This is a genomic window from Furfurilactobacillus milii, assembly GCF_009864005.1.
GTDB lineage: Bacteria > Bacillota > Bacilli > Lactobacillales > Lactobacillaceae > Furfurilactobacillus > Furfurilactobacillus rossiae_B.
In genome coordinates this window covers 1-25123 of the sequence record NZ_WEZQ01000020.1, presented here as the reverse complement: position 1 = coordinate 25123, position 25123 = coordinate 1, and the positions used below count along the sequence as shown (strand labels likewise).

Here is a 25123-nt window from a genome sequence, read left to right as displayed (position 1 = left end):
GCGTTTAATTTTTTGCTGGAACAGTATTTTGGTCACTTTATTGCTGTCTAATGAATTGCATTAATGAAAATTAATCGTTATTCTACCGATACATTATTTTTAAGGGGATCAAAAATGAGTCAGCAACAATTTTCAGCCGCTAGTTTACGCGATCAAACAATCGATTTACGAGTATCAACATTTATCAATCATCTTTGGACCACAAAAGACACCATTGCCGATTTCGAAATTAGTTTAACAACGACTTTGCTAGTTCTACCGGTGACCGTGAAGCAGGAACGTTTAACTTTGATTTTGGATTATCGACTTGGACCATTATTGGTTCGCCGACCGTGTGGTACGTTGATGCGAGAATTGATGGCTAAAAACAGTCGGACTCGCCAACAAATGGCGATCGCCCATCATTTTTTGGGACAGCAACATTACACACCATATGTAAACGGTAAATATGGTTTTGTACCAACTGCGGGATCAACGATGCGAGAGACTGGCTGGTTGGGATTTTACAAATTAGTTCAGATTCGTCGCTTGACTCATGAAACCTTGCTGATTTTTAAAAATAACATGAAACTCATTTTACCGTTGTCACATTATTTTATGCTGCAACGATTAAGAGATGCGGCGACGATTATTCAATTACAAAAAGAACAGTTAGAATTGATGGTTGAAAACAGTGGCTTTGATCGGTGTCGGCCGAATTTCACCAATAAGTTGGCTCAAGTATTAGGAATGCGACCCGAACAAGTTTTGCATGACGAAACAGAATTTTATGCACACACGGTCGAAGTTTTAATGGTGGCAGGGTTAGAAGATTTCCTAGTGGACGGCTATGATGCCGTGCTCAATTTAGACCGTGAAACAATTGCAAAGGAAGCCCGTCAGTTTTTAAGAGGACATGGGCATTTAATTGTGCCGAAGACACGCCACTTTGTGTCAGATAAGGACGACGAGACAAACTAGTTTTTCTATGAAAGCGGATTCCGTAGCGTTATGATAAAGACAACAAAACAACACAAAGAGAGGCTTTCGCAATGAGTTTTACAACACCGATTACGAAACAAGAACAACAGGTTTTTCATGACTATCAGATTCCTGTCCATGATCCACTGAGTGTATTCGACAGTTTGAAGCAGGTTCCTAATATGACAGGCAATTTTGAGGGCAGTGACGTCGACTTGAACGATTTATTGTCAGATTATGTTGCCGTTCAGTTAGATTTTAACCGCTTAGTGGATACTATTAACCAGGAGTGGTGGTCGCAGTTACAAACATGGCATAAGTTAACTGGGGATCGTTTATCAGCTAACACGAAAGCACATGCTGATCAGTTCGGTCCATTTGAACAAGAACGGGTTCAGTTAGCAAAACAGGCGGAGCAAGGGTTCCCTCAAGAATTGCTTAAAAAGCCACGTAGTGAATGGCGGTCTCAAGACCTGTTTGGCTATGATTACATTATGTTCCAGGTTGATTTAAAGTGGGAATTCTTTAACATCATGGAAATCCTGGCAAATATTAATCCAGATGTAAATGTCGAAACGGTCGCAACTGAAATTCAGGCTAAGTTAGCACCAAAACATGGTCCAAAAGAACGCAAAGTTGACATGAACCAACCGCAACCGGATGGACCGGATAATAATGATGCTAGCAACGCCAATGGATCCTCACGAAAGGGGTAGAAATAATGCAATATGTGATGCCGTTAAGTCAGGCAGATAAGAAACGGTTTCACCAACGTAAGGTGACTGTGGACGCTCCACTTGCAAACGTAAAGGACTTAATGGATCAGCATTTGACAGGGCTGGTTAATGGTCGTCAATTTGACCTATTACCGTTTCTCAATAACGTATTCGCTTGTCAGTTACAAACGTTTGCTCTTACGGAAAACTATAACCTGTTAGAACAACACGAAAATGAAGATCATTTAAAGCAGTTCTCCGAGAACAGTCAGGCGTTGCATCAGCGTTTAGCAGCATTAATGGACAAGGAATCTTTACTGCTCAAGGACTATGGGTTGCTTCACGAACAAGTCCGTGCCAATTACTATGCAGCTGAACCGGACGATTTGGCCAGCAAACAATTGGACGGAACAGCGACTAACTTAGAACTAGCCTTTCACGCCCTGCTCGGAATGAGCGCTGATACACAGTGGTTAATGGAAGTGGGGATGCAAACTTTACGGTTACTCAATCCAGCGTTAACGACCGCAATGATTCAACAAATCAGTGCTAGCATCATGATGCTTGTAGAGCAAAGTGACGATGTAGCGTAGTGAAAGATATTTATTTCAACCTAGCGTAAACGCTCTAATGTGGAAAAATGTGTTCATTTGAAATGACACCAAAACACCTCCTGACAATTGTGTATGTCCAGCCGTTGGTTGGCCCCGCACGATTGTCAGAAGGTGTTTTTAGTCTTCACTCAATGTCAGAAAGATCATCGCTTTTGGATTCACGAAGTAGCATAGTAGTTAGCTCTTGAACCCGAACGCTTCTAGGCAAAAACACTCTGATGTCATCTTGTGAAAAACCAGTTTGCAAGATGTGAAGGTGTTCGTCATAAATAATTGGAAAATGTAAAAGACGGATATTCGCAATCATGGCAGTTAACAATGCTTGTAAAGACATTGCTTCAGGATCATGATTTTTGATAAACGCAGCGTAAGCGAGTGACTGGAAGGAAAGCAAATCATCAACGCCATTTTCGGAGGCCATTAAAAATTGCTTCAATTCATCAATCGTCAATTCTGGTTGGTCGACATGGACACGTTGTTCAGCGAAGGCAACATCATGTTGGGTTAACCAACGGACTGCCTGACGAGAGGGTAAGTTTGACGGAATCGTATAAATTTTAATCATGATATTCATCTCCATTTATATTGCAATTAATGTTTCTAGCATGAGTATAAATAGTTATTTTTTTGAATAACAATATTTATGTTAAGTTGTAAATTCGCCGAACAAACGCGAAAACTAGTCGATTTATTTTCAACATAATGGTGAATGAAATGCAGTCTCACGCGGATCAGCGCACTTTATGGAGAATGAATATGCTATGATATTCGTAACATAAAAAACTTATGATTTAACCGAACTTATGGGGGTTGAAAAGTAAAAATGGCAAAGCGGGTAACGATTAAAGACGTCGCAAAGGCTGCTGGACTGTCGATTACGACGGTTTCCCAAATTCTCAACGGGAAGGGTGAAAGATTTCCTGCCGCAACACAAGAAAAAGTGATGAAAATTAGGGATCAGTTAGGATACGTTCCTAACTTTAATGCTCGTAATCTAATCAGCCATTCAATGAAAACTGTTGGAATTATCGTGCCCAACTTAGTAAATCCATTCTTTGCCATGTTTTTGCGTGGCATTCAGGATGCGATGTACGAGCACGAATGTGTACCGATGATTTTAAGCGCAGATCGCGATGAAAAATTAGAACATTATTACCTACGAACACTGGTTGAACGTGGTGTGGACGCGATGATTATCGCTAGTTCCGCTGTCGGTAATAAGGAGCTGAATGGACTGCTTAAGAGTAACCGTGTGCCCTATTTGTTATTTGATCAAAATGATCCCCTTAATGAAGGTGATCGCATTATTGTGGATGATGAGCGAGGCGGGGAATTGGCCGCTACCCACTTAATCGAGTCCGGTCATCATAAGATTGCTGTGGTGTTGCCAGACCGGCCTTCACAGAATGTACGGTTACGGATGGCTGGTTATCGAAGTGCGTTAGTTCGTCATGGTATTTCCGTCGATGACAGCTTGATATTTTCAACTGAGCTGTCTAAAGCAGGCGGATGGGCTGTAGCAAAACAGGTGATTGATTCGGGGGCTACCGCGGTATTTTGTGCCAATGATGAAATGGCTCTGGGACTGATGCGCGGCATTGAGGCCGTTGGTAAGAATGTGCCGCAGGATCTGTCCGTTGTTGGCTATGATGACATCGATTTGGATGACTATATGGCGCCACGTTTGACGACCATTCATCAGCCTGTTTATGACATGGGGACATGGGCGAGTCAGATGATTATGAATCGGCTTAGGGATCCAGAGCACGCACCACAGTTGAAAGTGGTTGATGTTTCGCTAGTCAAACGTGATTCGGTACGTAAAATATAAATAAGACAATAAAAGGATTGAAATGATCGGCAGAGTCACACTGCGATCATTTCAATCCTTTTTATACCATGTTTATTAACGAACAAATTTTAATTCAACATGCGCGCCAACACTGTCAGCGATTTGTTGCAAGGTTTCCAATCGTGGATTCATAATGCCGGTCTCAATACGAACAATCGTTGATTTGGCTAATCCAGCCCTTTGAGCTAGTTTGGTCTGAGTATAACCAAGTTCATGGCGAAACTCGTATAAAGCAATAGCTGCATTGCCTGCGCTGACAGTCTGATCATAAGCTTTTTGAAATTTTGTGTTTTTTAGTTCTTGTTGAATCACGTCATCCATGGTCTCTGGCTTATTCTTGATCATTAGTGTTTCTCCTTAGATATTTTTCACGTATGCGTTTAGCACTATCAATTTGTCTTTGCGGTGTTTTATTACTTTTCTTTGTAAAACCAAGGGTAATAAAATAATTGTTCTCTTCAATGTGAAAATAAATGGCACGTTGTATGTTGCTAGATTGTATTGACCTAATCTCGAACAAATTGGCCTCAATCTTTTTGACCCACAGTTGTCGAATAGCGATATACAGCTCATGTGACTCTATTAACGAAATCGTTCCGATCAATTTCGCCCGATCTTTATCCGGAAGATCGTGCAAAAACTTTAAGAAACGGTCACTGGGAATAAATTTTGGCTTTGTATTCATCCAATAAAGTAGCATTAATGCTACTTTTTTTCAACTCCTTCACGTGATGACCTAAGTTTTTGGACAGCAAGGATTGCTTGTTAGTCCGTCTAACCTAAACATACGTAAAGGGGAAGGTTTTCATTTTTCTTAAAGCCAGTTTTTATCCATCTTTAATGCCGGCTGCGGCACGGTTGAACAATGTGATTAATAATCAAACTTCATTTGTAGAAAATCAGCAATCACGGTATTTGAGGTTGCTTGCTTATTAATTTGCGCGACGACACTGAGATTTAATTCGTTGATGGGCAAGGGAATGGCTGCGACATCTGCCATTAATTTGGCGGGTTCAACAAGTGAATTCGGTACGATAGCGGCGCCCATGCCTTTAGCTGCTAATCGTTCAGCTGTAATTAAATTAGCTGTGGCAAACGTTCGCCATGGATGAATATTATGTGCGGCAAGGTATCCTGAAATAATTCGCTGAAAGCCGGAATCACCATGTTCGACGATAATTTCCTGACGAGCAAAGTTAAACAATATGTCCTCTAAATGCGCGCTTACATCCTCGGCACCAATATTTTCGACGGCGTTTTTCGACATTATTAAAGTACATCCTTCTGAGTAGAGCGGAATGTGCGTGATTTCGGGCTGTGGTGTTGGTGCCACACCAAAATAGATGTCAAGTTGATTGCTAGTTAACGCCTGCTCGCCTTGTTCAGGGGCCAGTTCGTTTAACTCTAACGTGACTTCGGGATGAAGGCGATGAAAGGCCGGTAAAAGATTGGGTAACAGAATTGAGCCTAATGATTGGGTAACCCCTAAACGCAAAGTGGTTTGCGTATTTGTTTTGAAGGCTTGTAAGTTGGTCACGACACGGTCGACTTCGTTCATCAGGACACCCATTTGATTGAGATAATAATTGCCTGCTGCGGTTAACGATAGGGGATGGGTACGCCGATCCACCAACCGAACGCCAAGTTCATTTTCAAATCGCTTGAGTTGCTTGCTGACGTTTGGCTGGGTGAGGTACATGGCATTCGCGGTATCAGAAATGCTACCTGTTGTTTGTAACGAACTGAGAATATGTAATAACTGCTGGTTCTGATTCATGGTTGTCATCGATAAGCCTCCAAACAATATGCCATTTTAGGCATATCATCTCACTTAAAAAGATATTTCACAATCGGCAAAAAAACAGTAACAATGAAGTTGAGCGGTTTGAATCAAACAGGATTGTTAAGGTTCTATGCTCACTATTAAACAAACTATAGAATAATCTTTTTATCCGAAAAAAATGGAGGCAACACAATGGTAAAGACAAATTGGGCACGAACCTATGATGTAGTTGTGATTGGATTCGGGGCGGCTGGTGCCACAGCTAGTAGGTTTGCGGCAGATAACGGTGCCAAGGTCTTATTAGTAGATGCTGCGCCGCTGGGGCACGAAGGCGGTAACACACGGTACGCTGGTCAAGTTGTTCTGACTGGTCATGATCGGGCTAAAACGAAGGCCTACTTTAAGCAATTGTTTAATGGCATTAACATCGACGATGAGATGCTATCCACGTATGTTGACGGTATTAATCAGATTCCAGAATACATGCACGATTATCTCGATGTTGAGGAACCAGTTAGTTACAACAAGACTCACCGTGATCCAGGTTGGCAAGATTTTGCTCATGGATTATCACCCGAATATCCAGAGTTTGCTGGCGCTGATGCCATTGATTTAACGACAGTTCATGACGGTTTCTTTGACGCCACGCTGTGGAAGAACTTGCGCAAGCACGTGACTGACCGAGCCGACAAGATTGATGTTTGGCTGGAAAGCCCAGCACTGCGTTTGATTCAAGATGCTGACTCTAAGACGATTACTGGTGTTGCAGTCAAACGCAATGGTCATGAGGTGAACATTGCTGCGCGTAACGGTGTTGTTATGACGATGGGTGGATTTGAAAACAATAATGATGATATTCAAAACTTTATCGGTGTTCCCAAGCTAAAAGTTATTGGAACCTTATACAACAAGGGTGACGGTATTCGGATGGCGCAAGCGGTCGGAGCTAGTTTCTGGCACATGCACAGTTATGAGGGGTATGGCTTCGATACCGGTTTTACCTTTGAAAATCCAAGCGAAGAACGCGGAAAGTTCATTCTTGGTGCTTGGCCAGAGTTATCGCATGGTAGTATTTTCATTGCTGCTGATGATGGCAGTCGGTATGTGCGCGAGGATGAGAATGGCCGTCATGGTCATGCTTATGAGCACGGTCAATGGCATAATCCGACCGTGTATGCACATCCACATTTAATTTTCGATCAAGCGCAATACAATGCCATCAAGGAGCAGGACGAGTTGCCATATCCTGACTTCTTTAAGTTGGTCATTAAAGCAAACTCAATTGAAGAGCTTGCAGAGAAGATTCAGGCTGATCCTGAAGTGTTGTCACAAACGGTGGTTTCCTTTAATCGCTTTGCCGATGCAGGTCGCGATGATCAATTGGGTCGTGACGGCGATAGCATGCGTGCATTAGATGACGGACCATATTATGCCGTTGAACTGGCCACTGCAATGCTTAATACCCAGGGTGGTGCCAAACGAAATGCAAAGGCTGAAGTGCTAAACGCTGACGGCGAACCGATCCCGCATCTTTATTCAGCTGGTGAGTTTGGGGGCATTAATGCCAATCAGTATAACGGCGGTGGTAATCTGGCTGAATGTTTAATTTTCGGTAAGATCGCCGGTGAAAACGCCGCTGCACCAAAGCAGGATAAGGTTAGCGATTCTGCCCAAACAGCTACAGATGCAGACACGTCCGCTTCTATTTATGAAGATACTGAAGTTGATCTTGGCGGCAACGACTTGGCTGATCAGACGACCAACTACACGGTTGGCGATAACCAATATCTAGGTAGTGCTAACAACGGTATTGGTGGTCAAATCGTGGTTCGGGTAACTTATGCGGATCAACACATTAAAAATGTCGAAGTGCTTCAGGAAAGTGAAAGTGAAGACGTTGGTCGTAAAGCCGTGGAGGAGATTCCACGCGAAATCGTCGCACAAAACACGGCTGACGTTGATGCAGTTTCTGGTGCTTCGTCATCTAGCCGGGCCGTTAAGACCGCGGTTAAGGATGCGTTGAGTAAGGTTAAGTAAAGTTGAAATCATCTAGTTTTTACAATTAAATTCAAAGTTAAAAAGCATTCTATTCCATCGAAATTTTGATGAATAGAATGCTTCTTTTTTAGTCGTACATTAACTGTTTCAGTCTTTGTTGTAAAAATGCATAATTGAAACTTGACACAATTTCGCCCGCAAATTCGGCACGCCGTTTTTTAACTGAGAAGGTATGCAGTTGTAACGGATTTATAAAACCATCGATATCAATATTAGTTTGAATCGGGATAAAAAAATCTTTTAGTCTATTGTCTACACCCTGTGTAATCGGAACAACTACGGTAAGTCCAGTTAGTGAAGTATACCCTTTAGGGCTGATAACGACAGCTGGACGACACGTTTAACGATTACTTCTCCTTGACTAGGGCTGAAGTTAATCCAAATAATATCCTGATGATCAGGAACGTAATTATTCTAATTCATCTGCATCGACCTCAAATCCTTCATCTAATTCAGAACCGCTGTGAGCGGCAATGTACTTAGGGTCTGTGAATGGATTACGCTTCTTAGGCAAATAAATAATGCCCCATCATGTTTTGTCATAGTTTTTCCCTTTTCTGTGTCATTACGGGATAACAGACGTAATTTCTGGAGTACGCAACGCGGACCAACCAAATTAATTCAAGAAAACACTTGAAAGCCTTTCCAAACTATGATATATTTTTCACATTGAAATTTGATAAAACGTTTTACCAGTAATTGGCGGGTAAGCAATACCCGCCTAAAATTAGTTAAGTAAAACGTTTTACAGCATCAAATGTTATTCACATTGAAGGGAGCAGCACGATGAAAAAAACGACAGTAATTAACTCAGATCTATCGCGTGTGATTTCAAATATGGGTCACATGGATTGGTTATCAATTGGGGATGCCGGCATGCCGGTACCCGCAGGAACAGAGAAAATTGATCTAGCAGTTACCAAACAATTGCCAAGTTTTATCGACGTTCTAAAGAATGTTTTGGCTGAATTAGAAGTACAACACATTTATTTGGCAGAAGAAATTAAGACGGTCAACCCTGAGCAATTGACGGCAATCAAGCAATTGTTGCCTGACACGCCAATTACGTTTGTACCGCACAGCGAATTAAAAAAAGACCTCAGTAAGACACACGCCTTTGTTCGCACTGGCGAAATGACGGCGTACTCAAACATCATTTTGGAGAGTGGCGTGACATTCTAACTGTCAGCCATCATTTTATAGGAGCATAGAAATGGAAGAGACGAACATGCAACAAACTTCGGTTAAGCAATTATCAGACGGGTATTTATCCCGTACACCAATGTTTACCTTCTTATTAGTATCGATGATTTTCCCGTTGTGGGGTGCCGCAGCTAGTTTAAATGACATCTTGATCACACAATTTAAAACTGTTTTCCAACTGAACGACTTGGCAACAGCCTTTGTTCAAAGCGCGTTTTACGGTGGCTATTTCTTAATTGCCATTCCGGCATCGCTGGTTATTAAAAAGAGTTCATACAAGTTTGCCATTATGATTGGGTTGTTTGCTTACATTGTCGGATGTAGCTTATTCTTCCCAGCATCACGAATGGCAACGTACAGCATGTTCCTAGTTGCTATTTTTGCGATTGCCATTGGCTTGAGTTTTCTGGAAACAGCGTGTGACACATATTCTTCTATGCTGGGACCGAAAAAGACGGCCAATGCGCGGTTAAACTTTTCACAAACTTTAGTACCACTTGGTGATATGTTGGGTATCGTGCTAGGAAAATACCTGATCTTTGGTAACGGTGGGAACTTATCTGAAAAGATGTCTCACATGGCACCAGCTGCTCGTCAGGCTTATGGCGAAAAAATGTTGCAGTTAACATTGCAACCTTACAAGTACATTCTTGGTGTGCTGCTGATTATTTTTGTGATTATTGCCTTTACAAAAATGCCAGCCGCTAAGGCCACTGCAGAAGGTGCTGAAGAAGCAACGACTGCGGATACAAAGACTGAAAAGGTAACATTACGTGAAACATTGAAGTATCTTTCTCATAACAAACGTTATCAACGTGGGGTTATGGCTCAATTTTTCTACGTTGGTATGCAGACAACCGTTTGGTCATTCACCATTCGTTTGGCCTTAAATCTAAACCATTCAATTAGTGATTCCGCTGCCTCAACGTTTATGATTTTCAGTTACGCAATGTGGTTCTTTGGTAAAGTAGTGGCCAACTGGTTGATGAACCGTTTCTCAATTACGAAAGTTTTGACCGTTTACTCATTCCTGGGAACATTGTCATTGTTGGCAACCTTCTTGATTCCAAACATGACGGCCGTTTACACTGCCATCTTAGCCAGCTTCTTCTTCGGTCCTGAGTGGCCAACGATTTATGCACACACACTGGACACAGTTACCGAAAAGAAGTACACCGAAACGTCTGGTGCCATTCTGGTTATGGCCATCATCGGTGGTGCAGTGATGCCATTGTTGCAGGGTGCCGTTTCTGATCTGACGACAATGCAGTTTTCATTCATCGTGCCGGTTATCTGTTTCGTCATCGTAACGACCTACTTTTTCTTTGAACACCGTTATGAAGTTGCACATCCAGAAACTGTTGCGGAACACTAAAAGCATTGTAAGCACTACTCTTGTTTAGGTGTTTTATGGTAAATTGTTCATAGAACAATTTATGCGATTTATTATTGAATATAAAAGGGGACAATTATGGCGAACAAAGTCGTTGTATTAGGAAGTCTAAACATGGATTCCATCTTACGGATTCCACGTCTGCCACTTGGCGGCGAAACTATGGAAATGACGGATAAAAGTTCAGCACCTGGTGGTAAGGGTGCTAACCAGGCCGTTGCTGCTGCTCGTGCTGGCGCACAAACATCATTCATCGGTAAAGTTGGTGCTGATGATGCCGCCGAAGTATTGCGCGATGCTTTGAAGTCAGACAACATTAGTGTTGAACATGTCACGACGGATGAACAACGCGGTTCTGGTCAAGCCTTCATTTTATTGCAAGAAAGTGGTCAAAACTCGATTCTTGTTTACGCTGGTTCTAACCAGTCCTTAAGCAAGGCCGATGTTGATGCTGCCAAAGATGTGATCAAAGATGCCGATTTCTTGATTTCTCAATTTGAGACACCAATTGAAACGACGACATATGCATTCGAGTACGCGCAATCCGTTGGCGTCACAACCATCTTAAACCCAGCACCAGCGATTCCAACGATCCCAGCTGATCTATTAAAGGTCACTGATTTGATTGCACCGAACGAAACAGAATCCGCAACCATCACTGGTATCGAAGTGACTGATGCCGCTTCAATGTTGTTGAACGCTGCTAAGTTCGCCCAAATGGGTTGTAAGGAACTGATCATTACTGTTGGTGCTCGTGGCGCCTTTTATGCCAACCAGAACGGTAGTGGTTTCGTTGATGCATTCAAGGTGAAGGCCGTTGATACAACAGCTGCCGGGGACACATTCCTTGGCGCTTTAAGTTCACAATTGAAGCCAGACTTCAGTAACATGCGTGAAGCCATTACGTTTGCTAACCACGCATCATCGATCACTGTTCAACGTCTTGGTGCTCAGCCTTCAATTCCAACACTGGATGAGATTAAGGCAGAATATAAATAAGCAAGTTACCGATTTTGAGTTCGGTAAAAGACATCATTCATGAAAGCTGTTGCTTTTGTGAGTGATGTCTTTTTTAGTATTTCGGATGGCAAAATGCCTTATATGGACGATTAAAAGGGAATTCTTTTGCGTATGTAATGAGTAACGCTGAAAATAAACAGAAATAAAGCCGAAAGAATATTCTAAACTAGAATATATAGTATAATAGTCAATGAAAGAATATGAGTTCATGCGTGATGGTAAAAGTTTGAGAAACCTGAGTAGGATCGGATTTGAGTCTGGGTTTGATTGGAAATTTGAATTGAAAATCCATCAGGTGATGGGCATATTTATAGATAAACAGTTAGTCGGGCTAATTTCATTTTCACATTTACGAGGGTTTACGAAAGTTTCCTTGATTGAAGTCGCAAAGTTATATCGGAGACAAAGTTATGGCGCAATGTTGCTAGCACTGGTGATGCGAGAAGCAATTAAAATTCCTGACAATGGTGGTTATGTTAGTTTGAGAGCCAAGACAAACGGTGTACAAATGTTTTATTTGCATCTTGGTGCTATTTGGTTTGAACAAACGATGATTTTCCAGCCTGAGGTTTGTCAAAGAAATGTTACTAAGTATTTAGAGAAGGGTTGGTAAACGAAAATGAACGAAAACCAAGTTCGAGACAAAATAAAAGAACTTCGGAAAGAATTTGAAAAATCACTGCCCAGTTCTGCAGAGTACACTCGTGTTTCAAAAAAACTCGATGATCTCTACTATGAACATATGGATGTTAGGGAGGCAGCGTTGATTGCCAAACATCTAGATCATAAAGACACGATTGACGATGACGCTAAAATGATTGTTGCGGCGACAAATGGTGAGAATGTGGCAGAAGCCATGGGTTTGCCAATCAATGTCTGTGCAGCTTTTAAAATTCTCCACGAACGTTTAGCTAAAGGATGGACACAGGCAGAATTGGGACAGAAAGTTAATCTCAGTCAAAGTCAAATTGCAAAGATTGAGAACATTCAGCAAATTCCAGACGTTGGTACCTTATCGGGAATATTAGTCGCATTAGATACGCAGATGGAAATTGGTGCCCGCAAAATAAGTTAGTCTAGAAATAAGAAGATTAATGATCGGCTTTGAAGTTGGGTACACTCAGCAACATGTCCATTAAACATTCTGTTATATTATTAAAATTATAAGATTTTAAAAAATTGTATAGTGGACTACTAAAAATGAATTTATTCATTTTTAGTAGTCCACTATTTTTTTTGAATGTGAAATTGTTGGCATTAATAATGGATTTTTTTTGAAATTGATTTGAGATTTTTCTGCCAGTTATTCCTAATGTGTTGAATTCGCTTTTTCCTTTGGCATACTAAATGTACACGTTACTGTTGCACTTTTTGAAAACGCTTACTTTTTAGCGAAAATGGGCTTGGATAATGCATAGTGGCGAATATATTAGTGTGGGGGATTTGATGATGAGCAAGAAAAGGTTTCACATTAAAATGCCAGGTGCATTCACGATTTTATTTTTCCTTACGATTGTCGCAGTAATGCTTACGTGGTTTGTACCGGCTGGCAGTTACGCAAAAATGCAGTATAGTAGCAATCATTTACAAGTTACGTCACCGACCGGCATTAAAAGTTCTTTGCCTGCGACGCAGGAGACGTTGAACAAATTACATGTGAAAATTGATATCGCACAGTTCAAGTCAGGTGCAATTAGCAAACCAGTTTCGATTCCGAATACATATAAACGGTTAAAACAACATCCGGCAAGTGTTCTCAGTATTTTTACCAGTATGGTTAATGGCACTATTGAAGCCGTTGACATTATGATTTTCATTCTAGTTTTGGGTGGTTTGATTGGAATTGTTAAAGCAAGTGGTTCCTTTGAAGCGGGTTTAATGGCTTTAACGAAAAAAACAAAAGGTCATGAATTTGCTCTCGTATTTTTAGTGGCAGTTTTGCTACTTCTTGGCGGTACACTTTGTGGAATTGAAGAAGAGGCCGTTGCATTTTATCCAATTTTGGTACCAGTTTTTATTGCCATGGGATATGATTCGATTGTTTGTGTTGGAGCAATATTTTTGGCAAGCTCTGTGGGCACCACATTTTCAACAATTAATCCGTTTTCAGTTGTTATTGCTTCAAATGCGGCGGGCACGAATTTTACTCAAGGTCTAGCTGGTCGTGTTGTCGGATTAATCATTGCGGGATGTTTTGTTCTTTGGTATTTGTACCGCTATGCTCGAAAGGTGCAGCAGAATCCTAAGTTTTCCTATTCATATGACGATCATGATTCATTTAATAAAATGTGGTCCGTTTCCTCAGAAAATGCAACAGACCTAACCTTTGATGCAAAGAAGAAACTGATTTTGATACTGTTTGCCATGGCCTTTCCAATTATGATTTGGGGAGTGATGGCAGAGGGATGGGCATTTCCCGACATGGCTTCGTCATTTCTGATAATTGCAGTGATTATTATGTTTATTACGTGTTTTGGAAAACATGGACTGGGCGAAAAGGGTGTTGTTGATGCATTCGTTAGTGGTTCTTCAAGTCTGGTAGGAGTTTCTTTGATTATTGGTTTGGCCCGAGGTATTAACTTAGTACTCAATAATGGATACATTCCCGATACTATCCTGCATGCCTCTACGCAAGTTGTTTCTCATATGAGTGGCCCGTTATTTATCATCGTCATGATGTTTGTCTTCTTTGTTCTTGGTTTTATCGTGCCATCCTCATCTGGATTGGCTGTGTTGGCCATGCCAATTTTGGCACCACTTGCTGATACGGTAAATATTCCACGCTACACGGTGGTAACGGCCTATCAATTTGGACAGTACGCAATGTTATTTCTAGCGCCAACCGGTTTGGTTATGGCGACGTTGCAGATGTTAGACATGAAATATTCGCATTGGATTCGCTTTGTCTGGCCTGTCGTAGTGTTTGTACTGGTCTTCGGTGGTGGCTTATTAGTGGCGGAAGTATTGTTGTCTTGACACTGTGCTACTAATTCGGATGATTAACATATGGCAATTGACAAGCTAAGTGATCCTCTAGTTATGAAGACAGATGAGTACATGCAAGAGAAGTTATGCATAAATCGAGGCGAGAAGTATGCACATGTTTTCTGTTAGCCCGGCATTTTGGAAACTGTTCCCGGAGGTTAAGATTGCAATTATCACGGTGCATAACATTAACAACCAGGATAGAACGCAGGTTCCAGACAGCGTGTTACAACATGCAAATGAGATTGCACCTACATTGATTCCAGATGAACCAATCAGCAACAACGGGATTGTTCGAGCATGGCGTGATGCCTTTAGAAAATTTAAAACGGATAAAGGTGCACGTAGCGCAATTGAAAATCTATTAAAGAGGGCAAAAAATGGCAACCCAGTTCGTTCGATTAACCCTTTGGTGGACATATATAATTCTGTTTCCTTAGAATATGGGTTTCCAGTTGGCTGTTTAGACTTAGACAAAGTTAATGGCCAACTTGAGTTCACGGTAGCAAACGGGACTGAACATTTCTCCGCAATTGGGGAAAATGATGACGAAATAGCATTGCCTGGCGAGGTGATTTATCGTGACGATACTGATGTAACTAGCCGTCAATGGGCATGGCGTGATAGTTCTCGAACAGAAGTAACTGAGACTACAAAAAATGTTGTAATGTACATGGAGTGTTTAAAGCCGGAATGGCAGGTGCAATATAGAAATGCAATTGCTTGTCTTGAAAGACGTCTTAAAAACTACTTGAACACAACCTGTACTATAACTTTTGTGTCCACAGCAAAATCGAGCACACAGTTTAATTAGTAATTATGATTTGAAAAACAATTAACAAACTCAACAAAAGGTAAGGCATGAGGTACTTAGAGTACCATGCTTTGCCTTTTTGTTTTTCCGGCGTAAATGCGAAGTGCGCAACGTTTTTAAAGTTGGTCGGGAAAATAATTAACGGTCAAGGATGGATGATTGCAATAAAAATGTGATTTGACTTGAAAGAATATGCAGTCAGTGGAGACGAACTAATTAGACAATCAAATAATTAATCTTGTTCGCAACCCCAGTGTAATTAATTATTATCGTTTGACTTTGAAATGGTGGGATTGCGTGTGAGGTGGCCCAAATCTAGTATGTGAAAATTAATAAATTTTCAAAATGACGTAACAACTTTGTAATATTTTGATTATTCTCATAAGTTTTCAGTTTTTCTTTATAAATCGCAGTCCAAAATGTATACGCTTTCACAGCCTGCATATTTTATATACAATGCGAACTACTTCGCATTTTTGATGATAAATAGGCAAAACTTTGAAACCGTTTTCAGCAATACACTTCATGTGTAATAAAAAACAAACAGGAGGCTACAAAGATGACATCACCAATTCATGTTCGTTCTGAGATTGGCAAGTTGAAGACTGTTTTGCTAAAGCGGCCTGGCGAGGAAATTGAGAATTTTACGCCAGATATGATGGAACGTTTGTTGTTTGATGACATTCCGTACTTACCAATTGCTCAAAAGGAACACGACAACTTTGCTCATGTTCTTGAAGAAAATGGTGCTGAGGTTTTATACCTCGAAAAACTGTCAGCAGAAGCAATTGATGCTGGAGATGTGAAGAAGCCGTTTCTTGAACAAATGTTGGCTGAATCTGGATATGCTGCCGGTTCAACTCATGATGCACTTTATGAATATTTGTTCAGTATGAGCACGCAACAAATGGTTGACAAAATTATGGCTGGAATCAGAAAAAATGAGATTGATTTTAAACCAACCGATCTTGTCAGTGCAGCCGAGGATTCAACGTATCCATTTTATATGGACCCAATGCCAAACTTGTACTTTACTCGTGATCCAGCGGCTTCAATCGGTGACGGATTAAGTATCAACCATATGACCTTCACCGCACGCAGACGTGAGTCTCTGTTCATGGAAACGATTATTAAATATCATCCACGTTTTGCTAACCAAGGTGTTCATGTATGGCGTGACCGTAATCACGACACGCGGATTGAAGGTGGGGATGAACTGGTCCTGAACAATCACGTTATGGCCATTGGTGTTTCTCAGCGGACGTCAGCCGACGCTATCCAGGACATTGCTCGCAACTTATTTACAGAGGACAGTGGTTTCGACACGATTATTGCCATTCATATTCCGCATAACCACGCAATGATGCACTTGGATACCGTGTTCACCATGATTAACAAAGATCAGTTTACCGTTCATCCAGGAATCTTGGGTGATGGTGGAAAAATTGATACTTGGACGTTGCATCCATCAGATAACGAAGATGGTTTCACCATAGAACACAATCAAGATTTACAGGCCGTTTTGAAAAAAGAACTCAAGCTATCTGAACTTGATTTAATTCCAACTGGTAATGGTGATCCAATCATTGCGGGCCGTGAACAATGGAACGATGGTTCAAATACATTGGCAATCGCCCCAGGTGTTGTTGTGACGTATAACCGTAACTACGTTTCAAATGAATTGTTGCGTAAACACGGTTTGAAAGTTATTGACATTCTCTCAAGTGAACTATCAAGAGGCCGTGGGGGTCCACGTTGCATGAGTATGCCATTAGTTCGTGAAGATCTGTAGATCATAAATAGAGATAGGGAAGGTTTAAAAAATGACAGAAAAAGATCAATTTGATGTATCCGAATTACAAGGACGTAGTTATTTAGCTGATAAGGACTTTACACCAGCAGAGGTTCAGTACTTGGTTGACTTTGCGCTCCACTTGAAGCACTTAAAGAAACGGAATATTCCACATCACTATTTGGAAGGTAAGAATATTGCTTTGCTTTTTGAAAAAACTTCGACACGGACAAGGTCCGCATTTACCACTGCTGCAATTGATTTAGGTGCTCACCCAGAATTTATGGGTGCTGGTGACATTCAATTGGGCAAGAAAGAATCAATTGAGGATACCGCTAAGGTTCTCGGCAGTATGTTTGATGGAATCGAATTCCGTGGTTTTGCTCATAAGGATGTTGAGGAACTTGCTAAATATGCAGGCGTGCCAGTTTGGAATGGCTTAACGGATGAATGGCACCCAACTCAGATGATCGCTGACTTTATGACGGTTAAGGAAAACTTTGGCCATCTGAAAGGCCTAACGTTGACATTTGTCGGGGACGGCAGAAATAACATGGCTAACAGTTTGTTAGTTGCAGGTGCAATGCTTGGCGTTAACATTCATATTCTGGCTCCTAAAGAGTTACATCCAGCTCAAGATGTTGTTGACATTGCCCAAAAGTTTGCCAATGAAAGTGGTGCAAAACTACTGATCACTGACGATATCGACGAAGGTGTTAAGGGATCGAACGTTATTTACACTGATGTCTGGGTTTCAATGGGAGAAACTAACTGGGAAGAACGGGTTAAGTTGCTAACACCTTATCAAGTCAACATGGACATGATGAAAAAGACGGGAACACCTGATGATCAATTGATCTTTATGCACTGTCTGCCAGCCTTCCACGACACCAAGACGTCATATGGACAAGATGTTGCGAAGAAATACGGTATTACTGAAATGGAAGTTACTGACGAAGTATTCCGTTCTAAGTACGCGCGTCAATTCGAAGAAGCGGAAAATCGTATGCACTCCATTAAAGCAATGATGGCAGCTACACTTGGTGACTTGTTCATTCCAAAGATGTAACTGATGCTGCATGACGAGTGTATAGATTGAGTTCTATACGCTCGTTTTTATTTTAAATGGAGGTCGAAAAAATGGAACCTGAAAAAAAGGGGATTGGCCTACCAGCCTTAGTTGCGCTGGTTGTAAGTTCTTCCATTGGGGCAGGAATCTTTGCTCTGACATCAAACTTGTCGAGCGGCGCGGCCGCCGGCCCAGCTCTGATCGCCTGGGTAATCGTTGGCTTTGGCATTTTAATGCTTGCGCTATCACTTAGCAACCTAGGCAACAAACGTCCTGATTTGGAAGGAATATTTACGTACGCTGAGGATGGTTTCGGTCATTTTGCTGGCTTTGTCAGTGGATGGGGCTATTGGTTATCCGCTTGGCTAGGAAATGTTGCTTTTGCTACCGTTTTAATGAGTTCGCTGGGCTACTTCTTTCCAGCATTTAAGGGTGGACAGAATGTGCCCTCTATCATTGTCGCCAGTATTGTGTCCTGGATTTTAACGTGGGTTGTCAATCGCGGAGTTGAGAGTGCTGCTGCTATTAATGCGATCGTGACGATTTGCAAGATTATCCCATTATTTGCGTTTATCGTTGTTGGAATAGTTTTGTTTAAGGGACACATTTTTACCACAGATTTCTGGACGAATGTGGCCAGCCATGCAGGTCGTACTGACAGTATTTGGACTCAAGTCAAAAGTACTATTTTAGTTCTGATGTGGGTATTTGTCGGTGTTGAAGGCGCCACTATGATGTCGTCACGAGCGCGTAAAAAGTCCGATGCCAGCAAGGCAACGATTATTGGTTTGATTTCACTATTAATTATTTATGTTCTTGGATCAATGCTGCCGTATGGCTATATGAGTCAAGAAAAATTAGCAACAATTCAGCAACCGGCTATGGTTTATATTTTCAAGGATATGTTGGGAACTTGGGGCGGTGCGTTCATTAGTGTTGGACTTATTATTTCCATTTTAGGTTCATGGCTTTCTTGGACGATGCTACCGGCAGAGACCATGTTGCTCATGAAGAAGAGTAAATTGTTGCCACCAATCTTTGGACGTGAGAACAAACACAATGCACCCACGTTCTCGTTAATTATGACGGGTGTACTAATTCAGTTGTTCTTGTTGTCACTGTTGTTTGCTAAAAATGCCTATACTTTTGCGCTGTCACTTTGTACGGCAGCAATTGTTATCTGCTACATCTTCGTCGGAATGTATCAAGTTAAGTATTCGTGGCAACATCGCAGTGAAAAAGGTTCAATGGGTCAGATGTGGATTGGTGTATTTGCCACAGCGTTTCAGGTTTTTGGTATCTTGATGGCTGGTTGGCAGTACTTACTACTATGCCTAATCGTTTATGTGCCAGGAATTTTCTTCTACGCCAAGGCCAATAAAGACAATGGGGCAGGTCATTATCTATCGAAGATGGAATGGGTTGCTTCAATAGTAATCACAATTGCGGCCATTGTCGGAATTGTATTGCTGAGTAAAGGATTGATTGCCGTTTAAGTGGAGGCAGATATGAAGATTGCAGGTTTCGGTGTTGAAGAATGGCTAAATAAGTGGGAAAAATCTGCTACTTACGATATCTCACAGAGCACGATTTCATCCATGACTATGGCTGAATTGTTGAGTCTGGACGGTGTGAATGGTCAGACGTTTTATGCATCGTTAAACAAAGAAAAAATGAATTACGGATGGATTGAAGGATCACCTGAATTTAAAAAAGAGGCAGCAAAATTATATTAACATGTACCTGCCGGAAATATTTTACAGACAAATGGAGCTACTGGTGCTAATCATCTGGCTTTGTATTCCCTGATTGAGCCCGGAGATCATGTCATTGCGGAATATCCAAGTTATCAGCAACTGTACGATATTCCTAAGTCTTTGGGAGCAACAGTAGATTACTGGCACATTCGTGAAGACAATAATTGGAATCCAGACATTGAAGAGCTGAAGCAGTTAATTAAACCAAACACAAAAATGATTTGTTTGAATAACGCCAATAATCCGACGGGAACCATTTTGGATCGTAATTTACTTCAACAGATTGTTGAACTGGCCAAAGAGGTTGGCGCTTATGTTTTGGTCGATGAGGTTTACCTGCCTCTTGACGATCCAGACAGTTTTGTTTCAATTGCCGATTTGTATGACAAAGGCATTGCGACCAACTCGTTATCAAAGACATATTCTGTCCCGGGAATCCGCTTGGGATGGACCGCGTCAAACAAAGAGGTCGCTAATATATTTCGCAAATATAGAGATTACACCATGATTTGTGCAGGGGTTTTCAATGATTTATTGGGAACTTATGTACTGAAAAATCGTGCACGTGTTTTGGCTCGAAATTCCAAAATTGTGTTGCATAACTTGTCCATCTTGAAAGAGTGGGTGGCTCAAGAACCTAAAGTTAGCATGATTTTTCCACGCGCAGTATCAACATCCTTTGTGAAGTTAGATATCCAACCTGAACAGACAGAGCAGTTTTGCATTGATCTGCTTAAAGATGAAGGTGTGTTGATGGTACCTGGTAACCGTTTTGATATGCCTAGTCATGCACGGCTTGGTTACTGTACTGATACTGCAACGTTACAGGAAGGATTAAAACGCTTGTCGTTGTTTCTTCACAATAGCAAATACGCAAAGTAATTAAAGAAGAGGTAAATAAAATGGGTAAAAAAATTGTTGTTGCACTGGGAGGCAATGCCATTTTGACGGATGATGCGTCTGCAACGGCGCAACAGAAAGCACTGCTTGAAACGGCTCAATATTTGGCAGAGTTCATAATCCAAGGGAATCAGTTAATTGTTTCGCACGGTAATGGTCCGCAAGTTGGTAACTTGTTATTGCAAATGGCCGGTGGATCGACCGATAAGAATCCAGCAATGCCACTAGATACAGATGTTGCAATGACACAGGGATCGATTGGTTACTGGCTTCAAAATGCTTTGGGGCGTGTTCTGCGTGAAAAAGGCATCGATAAAGATGTTGCAACCGTTGTTACCCAAGTACTAGTTGATGCAAATGATCAGGCTTTTAGCAACCCCTCAAAACCAGTTGGACCATTTTATGATGAAGCTGGTATGAAACAAGCTCAAGCGGCTAATCCAGATTTCACTTTTGTTGAAGATGCAGGTCGCGGGTATCGTCGAGTGGTTCCGTCACCAAGACCTGTTGGCGTTCAGGAGTACAGAACAATCAATACCATGGTAGCGAATGATATTGTGCCGATATCTGTAGGTGGCGGCGGCGTGCCTGTCGTTAAAGAAGGAAATCAGTTGGTAGGCCGTGAAGCTGTGATTGATAAAGACTTTGCTTCGGAAAAGTTGGCAGAACTCGTTCATGCAGATCAACTTATTATTCTGACAGCGGTTGATAATATCTATGTCAATTTCAATAAGCCGGATCAAAAAAAATTAGAAAATGTATCTGTTGCTGAGTTGAAACGATACATGAACGAAAATCAATTTGCAAAGGGCTCAATGTTACCAAAGGTGCAAGCCGCTATTGAGTTTGTTGAAAAAAGCGGTGGAACCGCAGTGGTGACATCGTTGCAGAACGTTGCCAATTATTTAAATGATGGCAGCGGAACGATTATTACTAAATAAAAAAGTGACATCAACTGAGTGATAGAATTATTCATGCCGTGTACTTTTTATGAACAGTAATTCAAATAATGTTTAAAATAATTAGTAAAATTAACGATGAGCTGATGTCTTAGGTCGTTATTTCAATTTATCAATTTTGGGAGGTGCCTATGGTTCCACACTCTGATTATCCAAAATACATGGCCTTGCTGCAGACGAAACCAGAATTTTCTAAATTTACAGAGAATGAAATGCAAATTTTTTCTCAGGATGTTGTGTTTAAAAAATATTCGAAGGGACAAGCCCTATATGATCAAGGCGATAAGCGCGACAAATTTTATTTTTTGATTGATGGAATTATCAGAACTGAACGATTTGATGAAAACGGGGAATTTAACTATTACGAATATGTAAACAAGAATCACGGGTTTCCATACCGTGGTTTATTCCACGACCGGGAATATTCATACACCGCCCGGGCAATGACAAAAATAACAATCGCAGTGTTTTCAATGTCGACAATTGAAATTATTCTTAGACAGAATAACGCGATGATGGAACTTGTCATTCAGGAAATGGGTCAAATCATTAGTCAAAATGAAGATCAGTTACAGAACATGGTAACCTCATCAGCCAGTGATCGCGTGCGTCATGCGTTAGAAATTTTTGGGTATCGACTTGGACAAAAAGATGAGAACGGGCAAATACATGTAGATTATCCCGTGACTTTAATTGAGTTGGCTCAAGTGAGTGCAACAACTCGTGAGACGGCCAGTGCAGTTGTCAGTGAGTTGATAGCAGATCACAAAATTGCGTACGTGCACAAGAAAATCACTTTTTTGAACTAAAAATTGAGGATGTTGAGACATGAAACGTGAAGATCGGCAAACAGAGATTTTAAAGATTATTCGATCACAAAAAATAAGCAGCATTACTGAATTACGCAGTGTGTTGGCTGAGCGTGAAATAAACGTAGCAATGGCAACATTGTCACGAGATTTGCAGTCGTTACGAGTTGGCAAAATTATGGATTCGGAAACAAAAGTGCGATATTTTGCACAACAATCGATAGAAAAAGACCCTAGTGATGAATTACTAGTAGAGGTTCGTGATGAAGTAACAGATGTGATTGTGAACGATTTTATCGTTGTTATTAGGACCGTACCGTATTGGACTGACTCTATTTCTGATTTAATTGATCGTTCAGATTTTCCTGAAGTGGTCAGTACTCTAGCTGGCTACGACAATATGTGGGTATTGACTAAAGAAAATGAAGATGCGACTCGGATTGCTAATCGCATTCGTGCCTTAATGGGATAAATGACAACAAATCTGAGAAACTGGTGAAAAGATAAATTATGAATTGCATGTTGAATCAATTAGCGGGAATCGCACAATATGACATCGATGAGTGAGGAAGGGTGAGTATGGAAGATCCTGTTGAGGATAACAAAAATAGGATGAAACGTTCGTTAAAGACCCGCCACTTATCGATGATTGCATTAGGTGGCAGCATTGGCACTGGATTATTTGTCGCAAGCGGCTCAGCTATCTCAACTGCTGGGCCAGGCGGTGCATTAGTTGCTTATATTGCAATCGGAACTATGGTGTACTTTTTAATGACAAGTCTAGGTGAAATGGCGACTTATTTACCTGTTTCAGGATCTTTTGCTGCTTACGCAACGCGTTTTGTCGATCCAGCGCTTGGCTTTGCCATGGGATGGAATTACTGGTTTAATTGGGCAATCACAGTGGCTGTTGATATCAGTACAGTTTCACTTATCATGCATTTTTGGTTACCAAATGTGCCCGGATGGATATTCAGTATTATTGCCTTAATTCTTATTTTCACTATTAATGCGATATCTGTTTCATCATTTGGGGAAACTGAGTATTGGTTGGCCATTATTAAAGTCGTAACTGTACTGATCTTTCTAGTGATTGGGCTGATGAGTATTATTGGCATTATGGGCAGACCAGGAACTGGTTTAAAATATTGGAATTATCGAAGTGGACCGTTTGTGAATGGTATTCCCGGAATTTTAAGTGTGTTTGTAGTTGCAGGTTTCTCATTTCAGGGTACTGAATTAATTGGTATTACGGCAGGAGAGTCAGCCACTCCAGAAAAAAGTATTCCGAAAGCAATTCATCAGGTGTTTTGGAGAATTTTAATCTTCTACATTTTTTCAATCCTAGTTATTTCACTGATAATTCCTTATACCAGTCCGACTTTACTTGGCTCATCCGCAAAGGATATTGCTATTAGTCCATTTACTGTTGTATTTCAACGTGCCGGATTGGCAGGAGCTGCAAGCATTATGAATGCTGTGATTCTGACTTCTGTCATTTCAAGCGCTAATTCAGGTATGTATGCGTCTACCAGAATGTTGTATTCAATGTCACTTCAGGGATATGCGGCTAAGTCGTTTGGGTTAGCTAACAAGCGAGGAATTCCAATTTTTTCGCTATTACTAACAACTTTAATTTCGGCATTAACGTTTTTGACGAGTTTTTTTGGCCCAAAGCTGTACCTTTTCTTGGTTTCAGCCAGTGGTCTAACAGGTTTTATTGCGTGGATAGGAATCGCTATTTCACACTATCGCTTTCGGCGCGCTTTTATCAAGCAGGGACATAAGTTATCGGAGTTGCGGTATCATGCTCAGCTGTTTCCTTTCGGACCACTGCTAGCACTTGTACTTTGTATTTTGGTTATTATCGGACAAAACCTGAAATCTTTTGCAGATTTTGATTGGATGTCAATTGGTGTAACGTATTTGAGTATTCCGCTATTTTTGATTTTGTTCTTGTATTACAAATTGCGTTATAGAACGACATTAATTCCATTGTCTAAGGTAGATCTAAAGTCGACTATTCGTGATGATGAATTAAAACAAAATAAAGCATGAATTGAATAACGATTTGCTTTTCGGAGTTACTGTTTGTTACCATGCAAATGTAATGTTTGATGATAAGAAAGTAGTAGGGTCGATATTGACAACAGCAAATTGGGGATGATGAGAGCCCAGTGTTGATACTACCTGAAGGCGTGTTCTTTAGAACGACATTTAAATATTTTAATGAGTGGATTTTATCAATTAGAGTGGTACCGCGGGCAAACTCGTCTCTTTTCATGGCTATTAGACATGGAGAAAGACGAGTTTTTTTGAAAGGAAGAAGAATATGGATTATAGGTAGATTGCAAATTTGATCCGAATTTTTTGACAAATTAGTCAGCATCACTTGGTAAGGTGTTTGCCAGTTAAGTACTTTAAGGGGGCGTTGGTTAA

At 41.0% G+C, this 25123-nt stretch carries 24 protein-coding genes and 1 pseudogene; 20 read left to right on the top strand and 5 right to left on the bottom strand.

The genetic code is table 11. The features are described from left to right. Positions 1-114 precede the first annotated feature (114 nt). From GB993_RS11180 to GB993_RS11170, 3 genes are all read left to right on the top strand, one after another. Positions 115-960, top strand: a complete 846-nt coding sequence (locus GB993_RS11180; RefSeq protein WP_161004358.1) for a competence protein ComK — start codon at positions 115-117, stop codon at positions 958-960. A 71-nt stretch (positions 961-1031) separates the two neighbouring features. Continuing rightward, positions 1032-1676, top strand: coding sequence for a hypothetical protein (locus GB993_RS11175; protein WP_161000928.1), 645 nt, complete (start codon positions 1032-1034; stop codon positions 1674-1676). A gap of 5 nt (positions 1677-1681) precedes the next feature. Further along, positions 1682-2269 carry a hypothetical protein gene (locus tag GB993_RS11170; protein ID WP_161004357.1) on the top strand — a complete coding sequence of 196 codons (588 nt, stop codon included), beginning with the start codon at positions 1682-1684 and terminating at the stop codon, positions 2267-2269. Positions 2270-2414: 145 nt separating this feature from the next. Here GB993_RS11170 and GB993_RS11165 read toward each other — a convergent pair whose 3' ends face one another. Beyond that, positions 2415-2855: an ArsC/Spx/MgsR family protein gene (locus tag GB993_RS11165; protein WP_161004356.1), complete on the bottom strand. Its 441-nt coding sequence runs from the start codon at positions 2853-2855 to the stop codon at positions 2415-2417. Between the two features lie 258 nt (positions 2856-3113). On the opposite strand from GB993_RS11165, the gene rbsR reads away from it, so the two are divergent. Further along, on the top strand, positions 3114-4121 hold the full coding sequence (gene rbsR / locus GB993_RS11160; protein ID WP_161004355.1) for a ribose utilization transcriptional repressor RbsR: 1008 nt from the start codon (positions 3114-3116) through the stop codon (positions 4119-4121). 75 nt (positions 4122-4196) lie between these two features. Here the strand turns inward: rbsR and GB993_RS11155 are convergent, their stop codons facing one another. The 3 genes from GB993_RS11155 to GB993_RS11145 form a co-directional block, all read right to left on the bottom strand. Beyond that, on the bottom strand, positions 4197-4487 hold the full coding sequence (locus GB993_RS11155; protein WP_161004354.1) for a helix-turn-helix domain-containing protein: 291 nt from the start codon (positions 4485-4487) through the stop codon (positions 4197-4199). Further along, positions 4474-4827, bottom strand: a complete 354-nt coding sequence (locus GB993_RS11150; protein WP_161004411.1) for a type II toxin-antitoxin system RelE/ParE family toxin — start codon at positions 4825-4827, stop codon at positions 4474-4476. Before GB993_RS11150 ends, GB993_RS11155 begins: the two co-directional genes overlap by 14 nt. A 186-nt stretch (positions 4828-5013) precedes the next feature. Continuing rightward, positions 5014-5928, bottom strand: a complete 915-nt coding sequence (locus tag GB993_RS11145) for a LysR family transcriptional regulator (RefSeq protein WP_161004353.1) — start codon at positions 5926-5928, stop codon at positions 5014-5016. A 189-nt stretch (positions 5929-6117) separates the two neighbouring features. On the opposite strand from GB993_RS11145, the gene GB993_RS11140 reads away from it, so the two are divergent. Beyond that, positions 6118-7962: an FAD-binding protein gene (locus GB993_RS11140; RefSeq protein WP_161004352.1), complete on the top strand. Its 1845-nt coding sequence runs from the start codon at positions 6118-6120 to the stop codon at positions 7960-7962. Between the two features lie 88 nt (positions 7963-8050). Here GB993_RS11140 and GB993_RS13100 read toward each other — a convergent pair whose 3' ends face one another. Further along, positions 8051-8302: a hypothetical protein gene (locus tag GB993_RS13100; RefSeq protein WP_347877358.1), complete on the bottom strand. Its 252-nt coding sequence runs from the start codon at positions 8300-8302 to the stop codon at positions 8051-8053. Between the two features lie 467 nt (positions 8303-8769). On the opposite strand from GB993_RS13100, the gene rbsD reads away from it, so the two are divergent. From rbsD to GB993_RS11060, 15 genes and pseudogenes are all read left to right on the top strand, one after another. After that, positions 8770-9165, top strand: coding sequence for a D-ribose pyranase (gene rbsD, locus GB993_RS11130; protein ID WP_017262869.1), 396 nt, complete (start codon positions 8770-8772; stop codon positions 9163-9165). A gap of 31 nt (positions 9166-9196) precedes the next feature. Then, a complete protein-coding gene (gene fucP, locus GB993_RS11125; protein ID WP_161004351.1) occupies positions 9197-10561 on the top strand; it encodes an L-fucose:H+ symporter permease in 1365 nt (454 codons plus the stop codon). Between the two features lie 96 nt (positions 10562-10657). Continuing rightward, the gene (gene rbsK / locus GB993_RS11120) at positions 10658-11578 is read left to right on the top strand and encodes a ribokinase (protein WP_026017234.1); all 921 of its coding nucleotides are present in this window, start codon (positions 10658-10660) and stop codon (positions 11576-11578) included. 211 nt (positions 11579-11789) lie between these two features. Continuing rightward, positions 11790-12212 (top strand): GNAT family N-acetyltransferase, encoded by a 423-nt coding sequence (locus GB993_RS11115; protein WP_161004350.1) that lies wholly within the window; start codon positions 11790-11792, stop codon positions 12210-12212. 6 nt (positions 12213-12218) lie between these two features. After that, positions 12219-12674 (top strand): helix-turn-helix domain-containing protein, encoded by a 456-nt coding sequence (locus tag GB993_RS11110; RefSeq protein ID WP_161004349.1) that lies wholly within the window; start codon positions 12219-12221, stop codon positions 12672-12674. A 374-nt stretch (positions 12675-13048) separates the two neighbouring features. Next, on the top strand, positions 13049-14575 hold the full coding sequence (locus GB993_RS11105; RefSeq protein WP_431188885.1) for a YfcC family protein: 1527 nt from the start codon (positions 13049-13051) through the stop codon (positions 14573-14575). Between the two features lie 124 nt (positions 14576-14699). Next, on the top strand, positions 14700-15398 hold the full coding sequence (locus GB993_RS11100; protein WP_238331659.1) for a B3/B4 domain-containing protein: 699 nt from the start codon (positions 14700-14702) through the stop codon (positions 15396-15398). 559 nt (positions 15399-15957) lie between these two features. After that, on the top strand, positions 15958-17190 hold the full coding sequence (gene arcA / locus GB993_RS11095; RefSeq protein ID WP_161004346.1) for an arginine deiminase: 1233 nt from the start codon (positions 15958-15960) through the stop codon (positions 17188-17190). 31 nt (positions 17191-17221) lie between these two features. Further along, positions 17222-18259, top strand: a complete 1038-nt coding sequence (argF, locus tag GB993_RS11090; protein ID WP_161004345.1) for an ornithine carbamoyltransferase — start codon at positions 17222-17224, stop codon at positions 18257-18259. Between the two features lie 71 nt (positions 18260-18330). Next, the gene (gene arcD, locus GB993_RS11085) at positions 18331-19755 is read left to right on the top strand and encodes an arginine-ornithine antiporter (protein WP_178942337.1); all 1425 of its coding nucleotides are present in this window, start codon (positions 18331-18333) and stop codon (positions 19753-19755) included. A 12-nt stretch (positions 19756-19767) separates the two neighbouring features. Then, positions 19768-20898, top strand: a pseudogene (locus GB993_RS11080) (aminotransferase). 20 nt (positions 20899-20918) lie between these two features. Further along, positions 20919-21857, top strand: a complete 939-nt coding sequence (gene arcC, locus GB993_RS11075) for a carbamate kinase (RefSeq protein ID WP_161004343.1) — start codon at positions 20919-20921, stop codon at positions 21855-21857. A gap of 149 nt (positions 21858-22006) precedes the next feature. Further along, entirely contained in the window at positions 22007-22684 is a 678-nt protein-coding gene (locus GB993_RS11070) for a Crp/Fnr family transcriptional regulator (protein WP_017262959.1), read from the top strand. 19 nt (positions 22685-22703) lie between these two features. Then, positions 22704-23156 (top strand): arginine repressor, encoded by a 453-nt coding sequence (locus tag GB993_RS11065; protein WP_161004342.1) that lies wholly within the window; start codon positions 22704-22706, stop codon positions 23154-23156. A 107-nt stretch (positions 23157-23263) separates the two neighbouring features. Next, positions 23264-24742 (top strand): amino acid permease, encoded by a 1479-nt coding sequence (locus GB993_RS11060; protein WP_161004341.1) that lies wholly within the window; start codon positions 23264-23266, stop codon positions 24740-24742. Positions 24743-25123: the final 381 nt, after the last annotated feature.

What these genes read in the sequence shown, in the direction of transcription:
- GB993_RS11070 (WP_017262959.1), top strand. Translation starts at nt 22,007, where the DNA reads ATGGTTCCACACTCTGATTATCCAAAATACATGGCCTTGCTGCAGACG.
- GB993_RS11100 (WP_238331659.1), top strand. Translation starts at nt 14,700, where the DNA reads ATGTTTTCTGTTAGCCCGGCATTTTGGAAACTGTTCCCGGAGGTTAAG.
- rbsK (WP_026017234.1), top strand. Translation starts at nt 10,658, where the DNA reads ATGGCGAACAAAGTCGTTGTATTAGGAAGTCTAAACATGGATTCCATC.
- arcD (WP_178942337.1), top strand. Translation starts at nt 18,331, where the DNA reads ATGGAACCTGAAAAAAAGGGGATTGGCCTACCAGCCTTAGTTGCGCTG.
- GB993_RS11110 (WP_161004349.1), top strand. Translation starts at nt 12,219, where the DNA reads ATGAACGAAAACCAAGTTCGAGACAAAATAAAAGAACTTCGGAAAGAA.
- argF (WP_161004345.1), top strand. Translation starts at nt 17,222, where the DNA reads ATGACAGAAAAAGATCAATTTGATGTATCCGAATTACAAGGACGTAGT.
- GB993_RS11060 (WP_161004341.1), top strand. Translation starts at nt 23,264, where the DNA reads ATGGAAGATCCTGTTGAGGATAACAAAAATAGGATGAAACGTTCGTTA.
- GB993_RS11175 (WP_161000928.1), top strand. Translation starts at nt 1,032, where the DNA reads ATGAGTTTTACAACACCGATTACGAAACAAGAACAACAGGTTTTTCAT.
- GB993_RS11145 (WP_161004353.1), bottom strand. Translation starts at nt 5,928, where the DNA reads ATGACAACCATGAATCAGAACCAGCAGTTATTACATATTCTCAGTTCG.
- GB993_RS11140 (WP_161004352.1), top strand. Translation starts at nt 6,118, where the DNA reads ATGGTAAAGACAAATTGGGCACGAACCTATGATGTAGTTGTGATTGGA.
- GB993_RS11150 (WP_161004411.1), bottom strand. Translation starts at nt 4,827, where the DNA reads ATGAATACAAAGCCAAAATTTATTCCCAGTGACCGTTTCTTAAAGTTT.
- GB993_RS11170 (WP_161004357.1), top strand. Translation starts at nt 1,682, where the DNA reads ATGCAATATGTGATGCCGTTAAGTCAGGCAGATAAGAAACGGTTTCAC.
- arcC (WP_161004343.1), top strand. Translation starts at nt 20,919, where the DNA reads ATGGGTAAAAAAATTGTTGTTGCACTGGGAGGCAATGCCATTTTGACG.
- GB993_RS11180 (WP_161004358.1), top strand. Translation starts at nt 115, where the DNA reads ATGAGTCAGCAACAATTTTCAGCCGCTAGTTTACGCGATCAAACAATC.
- rbsR (WP_161004355.1), top strand. Translation starts at nt 3,114, where the DNA reads ATGGCAAAGCGGGTAACGATTAAAGACGTCGCAAAGGCTGCTGGACTG.
- fucP (WP_161004351.1), top strand. Translation starts at nt 9,197, where the DNA reads ATGGAAGAGACGAACATGCAACAAACTTCGGTTAAGCAATTATCAGAC.
- arcA (WP_161004346.1), top strand. Translation starts at nt 15,958, where the DNA reads ATGACATCACCAATTCATGTTCGTTCTGAGATTGGCAAGTTGAAGACT.
- GB993_RS11165 (WP_161004356.1), bottom strand. Translation starts at nt 2,855, where the DNA reads ATGATTAAAATTTATACGATTCCGTCAAACTTACCCTCTCGTCAGGCA.
- GB993_RS11115 (WP_161004350.1), top strand. Translation starts at nt 11,790, where the DNA reads ATGAAAGAATATGAGTTCATGCGTGATGGTAAAAGTTTGAGAAACCTG.
- GB993_RS11155 (WP_161004354.1), bottom strand. Translation starts at nt 4,487, where the DNA reads ATGATCAAGAATAAGCCAGAGACCATGGATGACGTGATTCAACAAGAA.
- GB993_RS11065 (WP_161004342.1), top strand. Translation starts at nt 22,704, where the DNA reads ATGAAACGTGAAGATCGGCAAACAGAGATTTTAAAGATTATTCGATCA.
- GB993_RS11105 (WP_431188885.1), top strand. Translation starts at nt 13,049, where the DNA reads ATGAGCAAGAAAAGGTTTCACATTAAAATGCCAGGTGCATTCACGATT.
- rbsD (WP_017262869.1), top strand. Translation starts at nt 8,770, where the DNA reads ATGAAAAAAACGACAGTAATTAACTCAGATCTATCGCGTGTGATTTCA.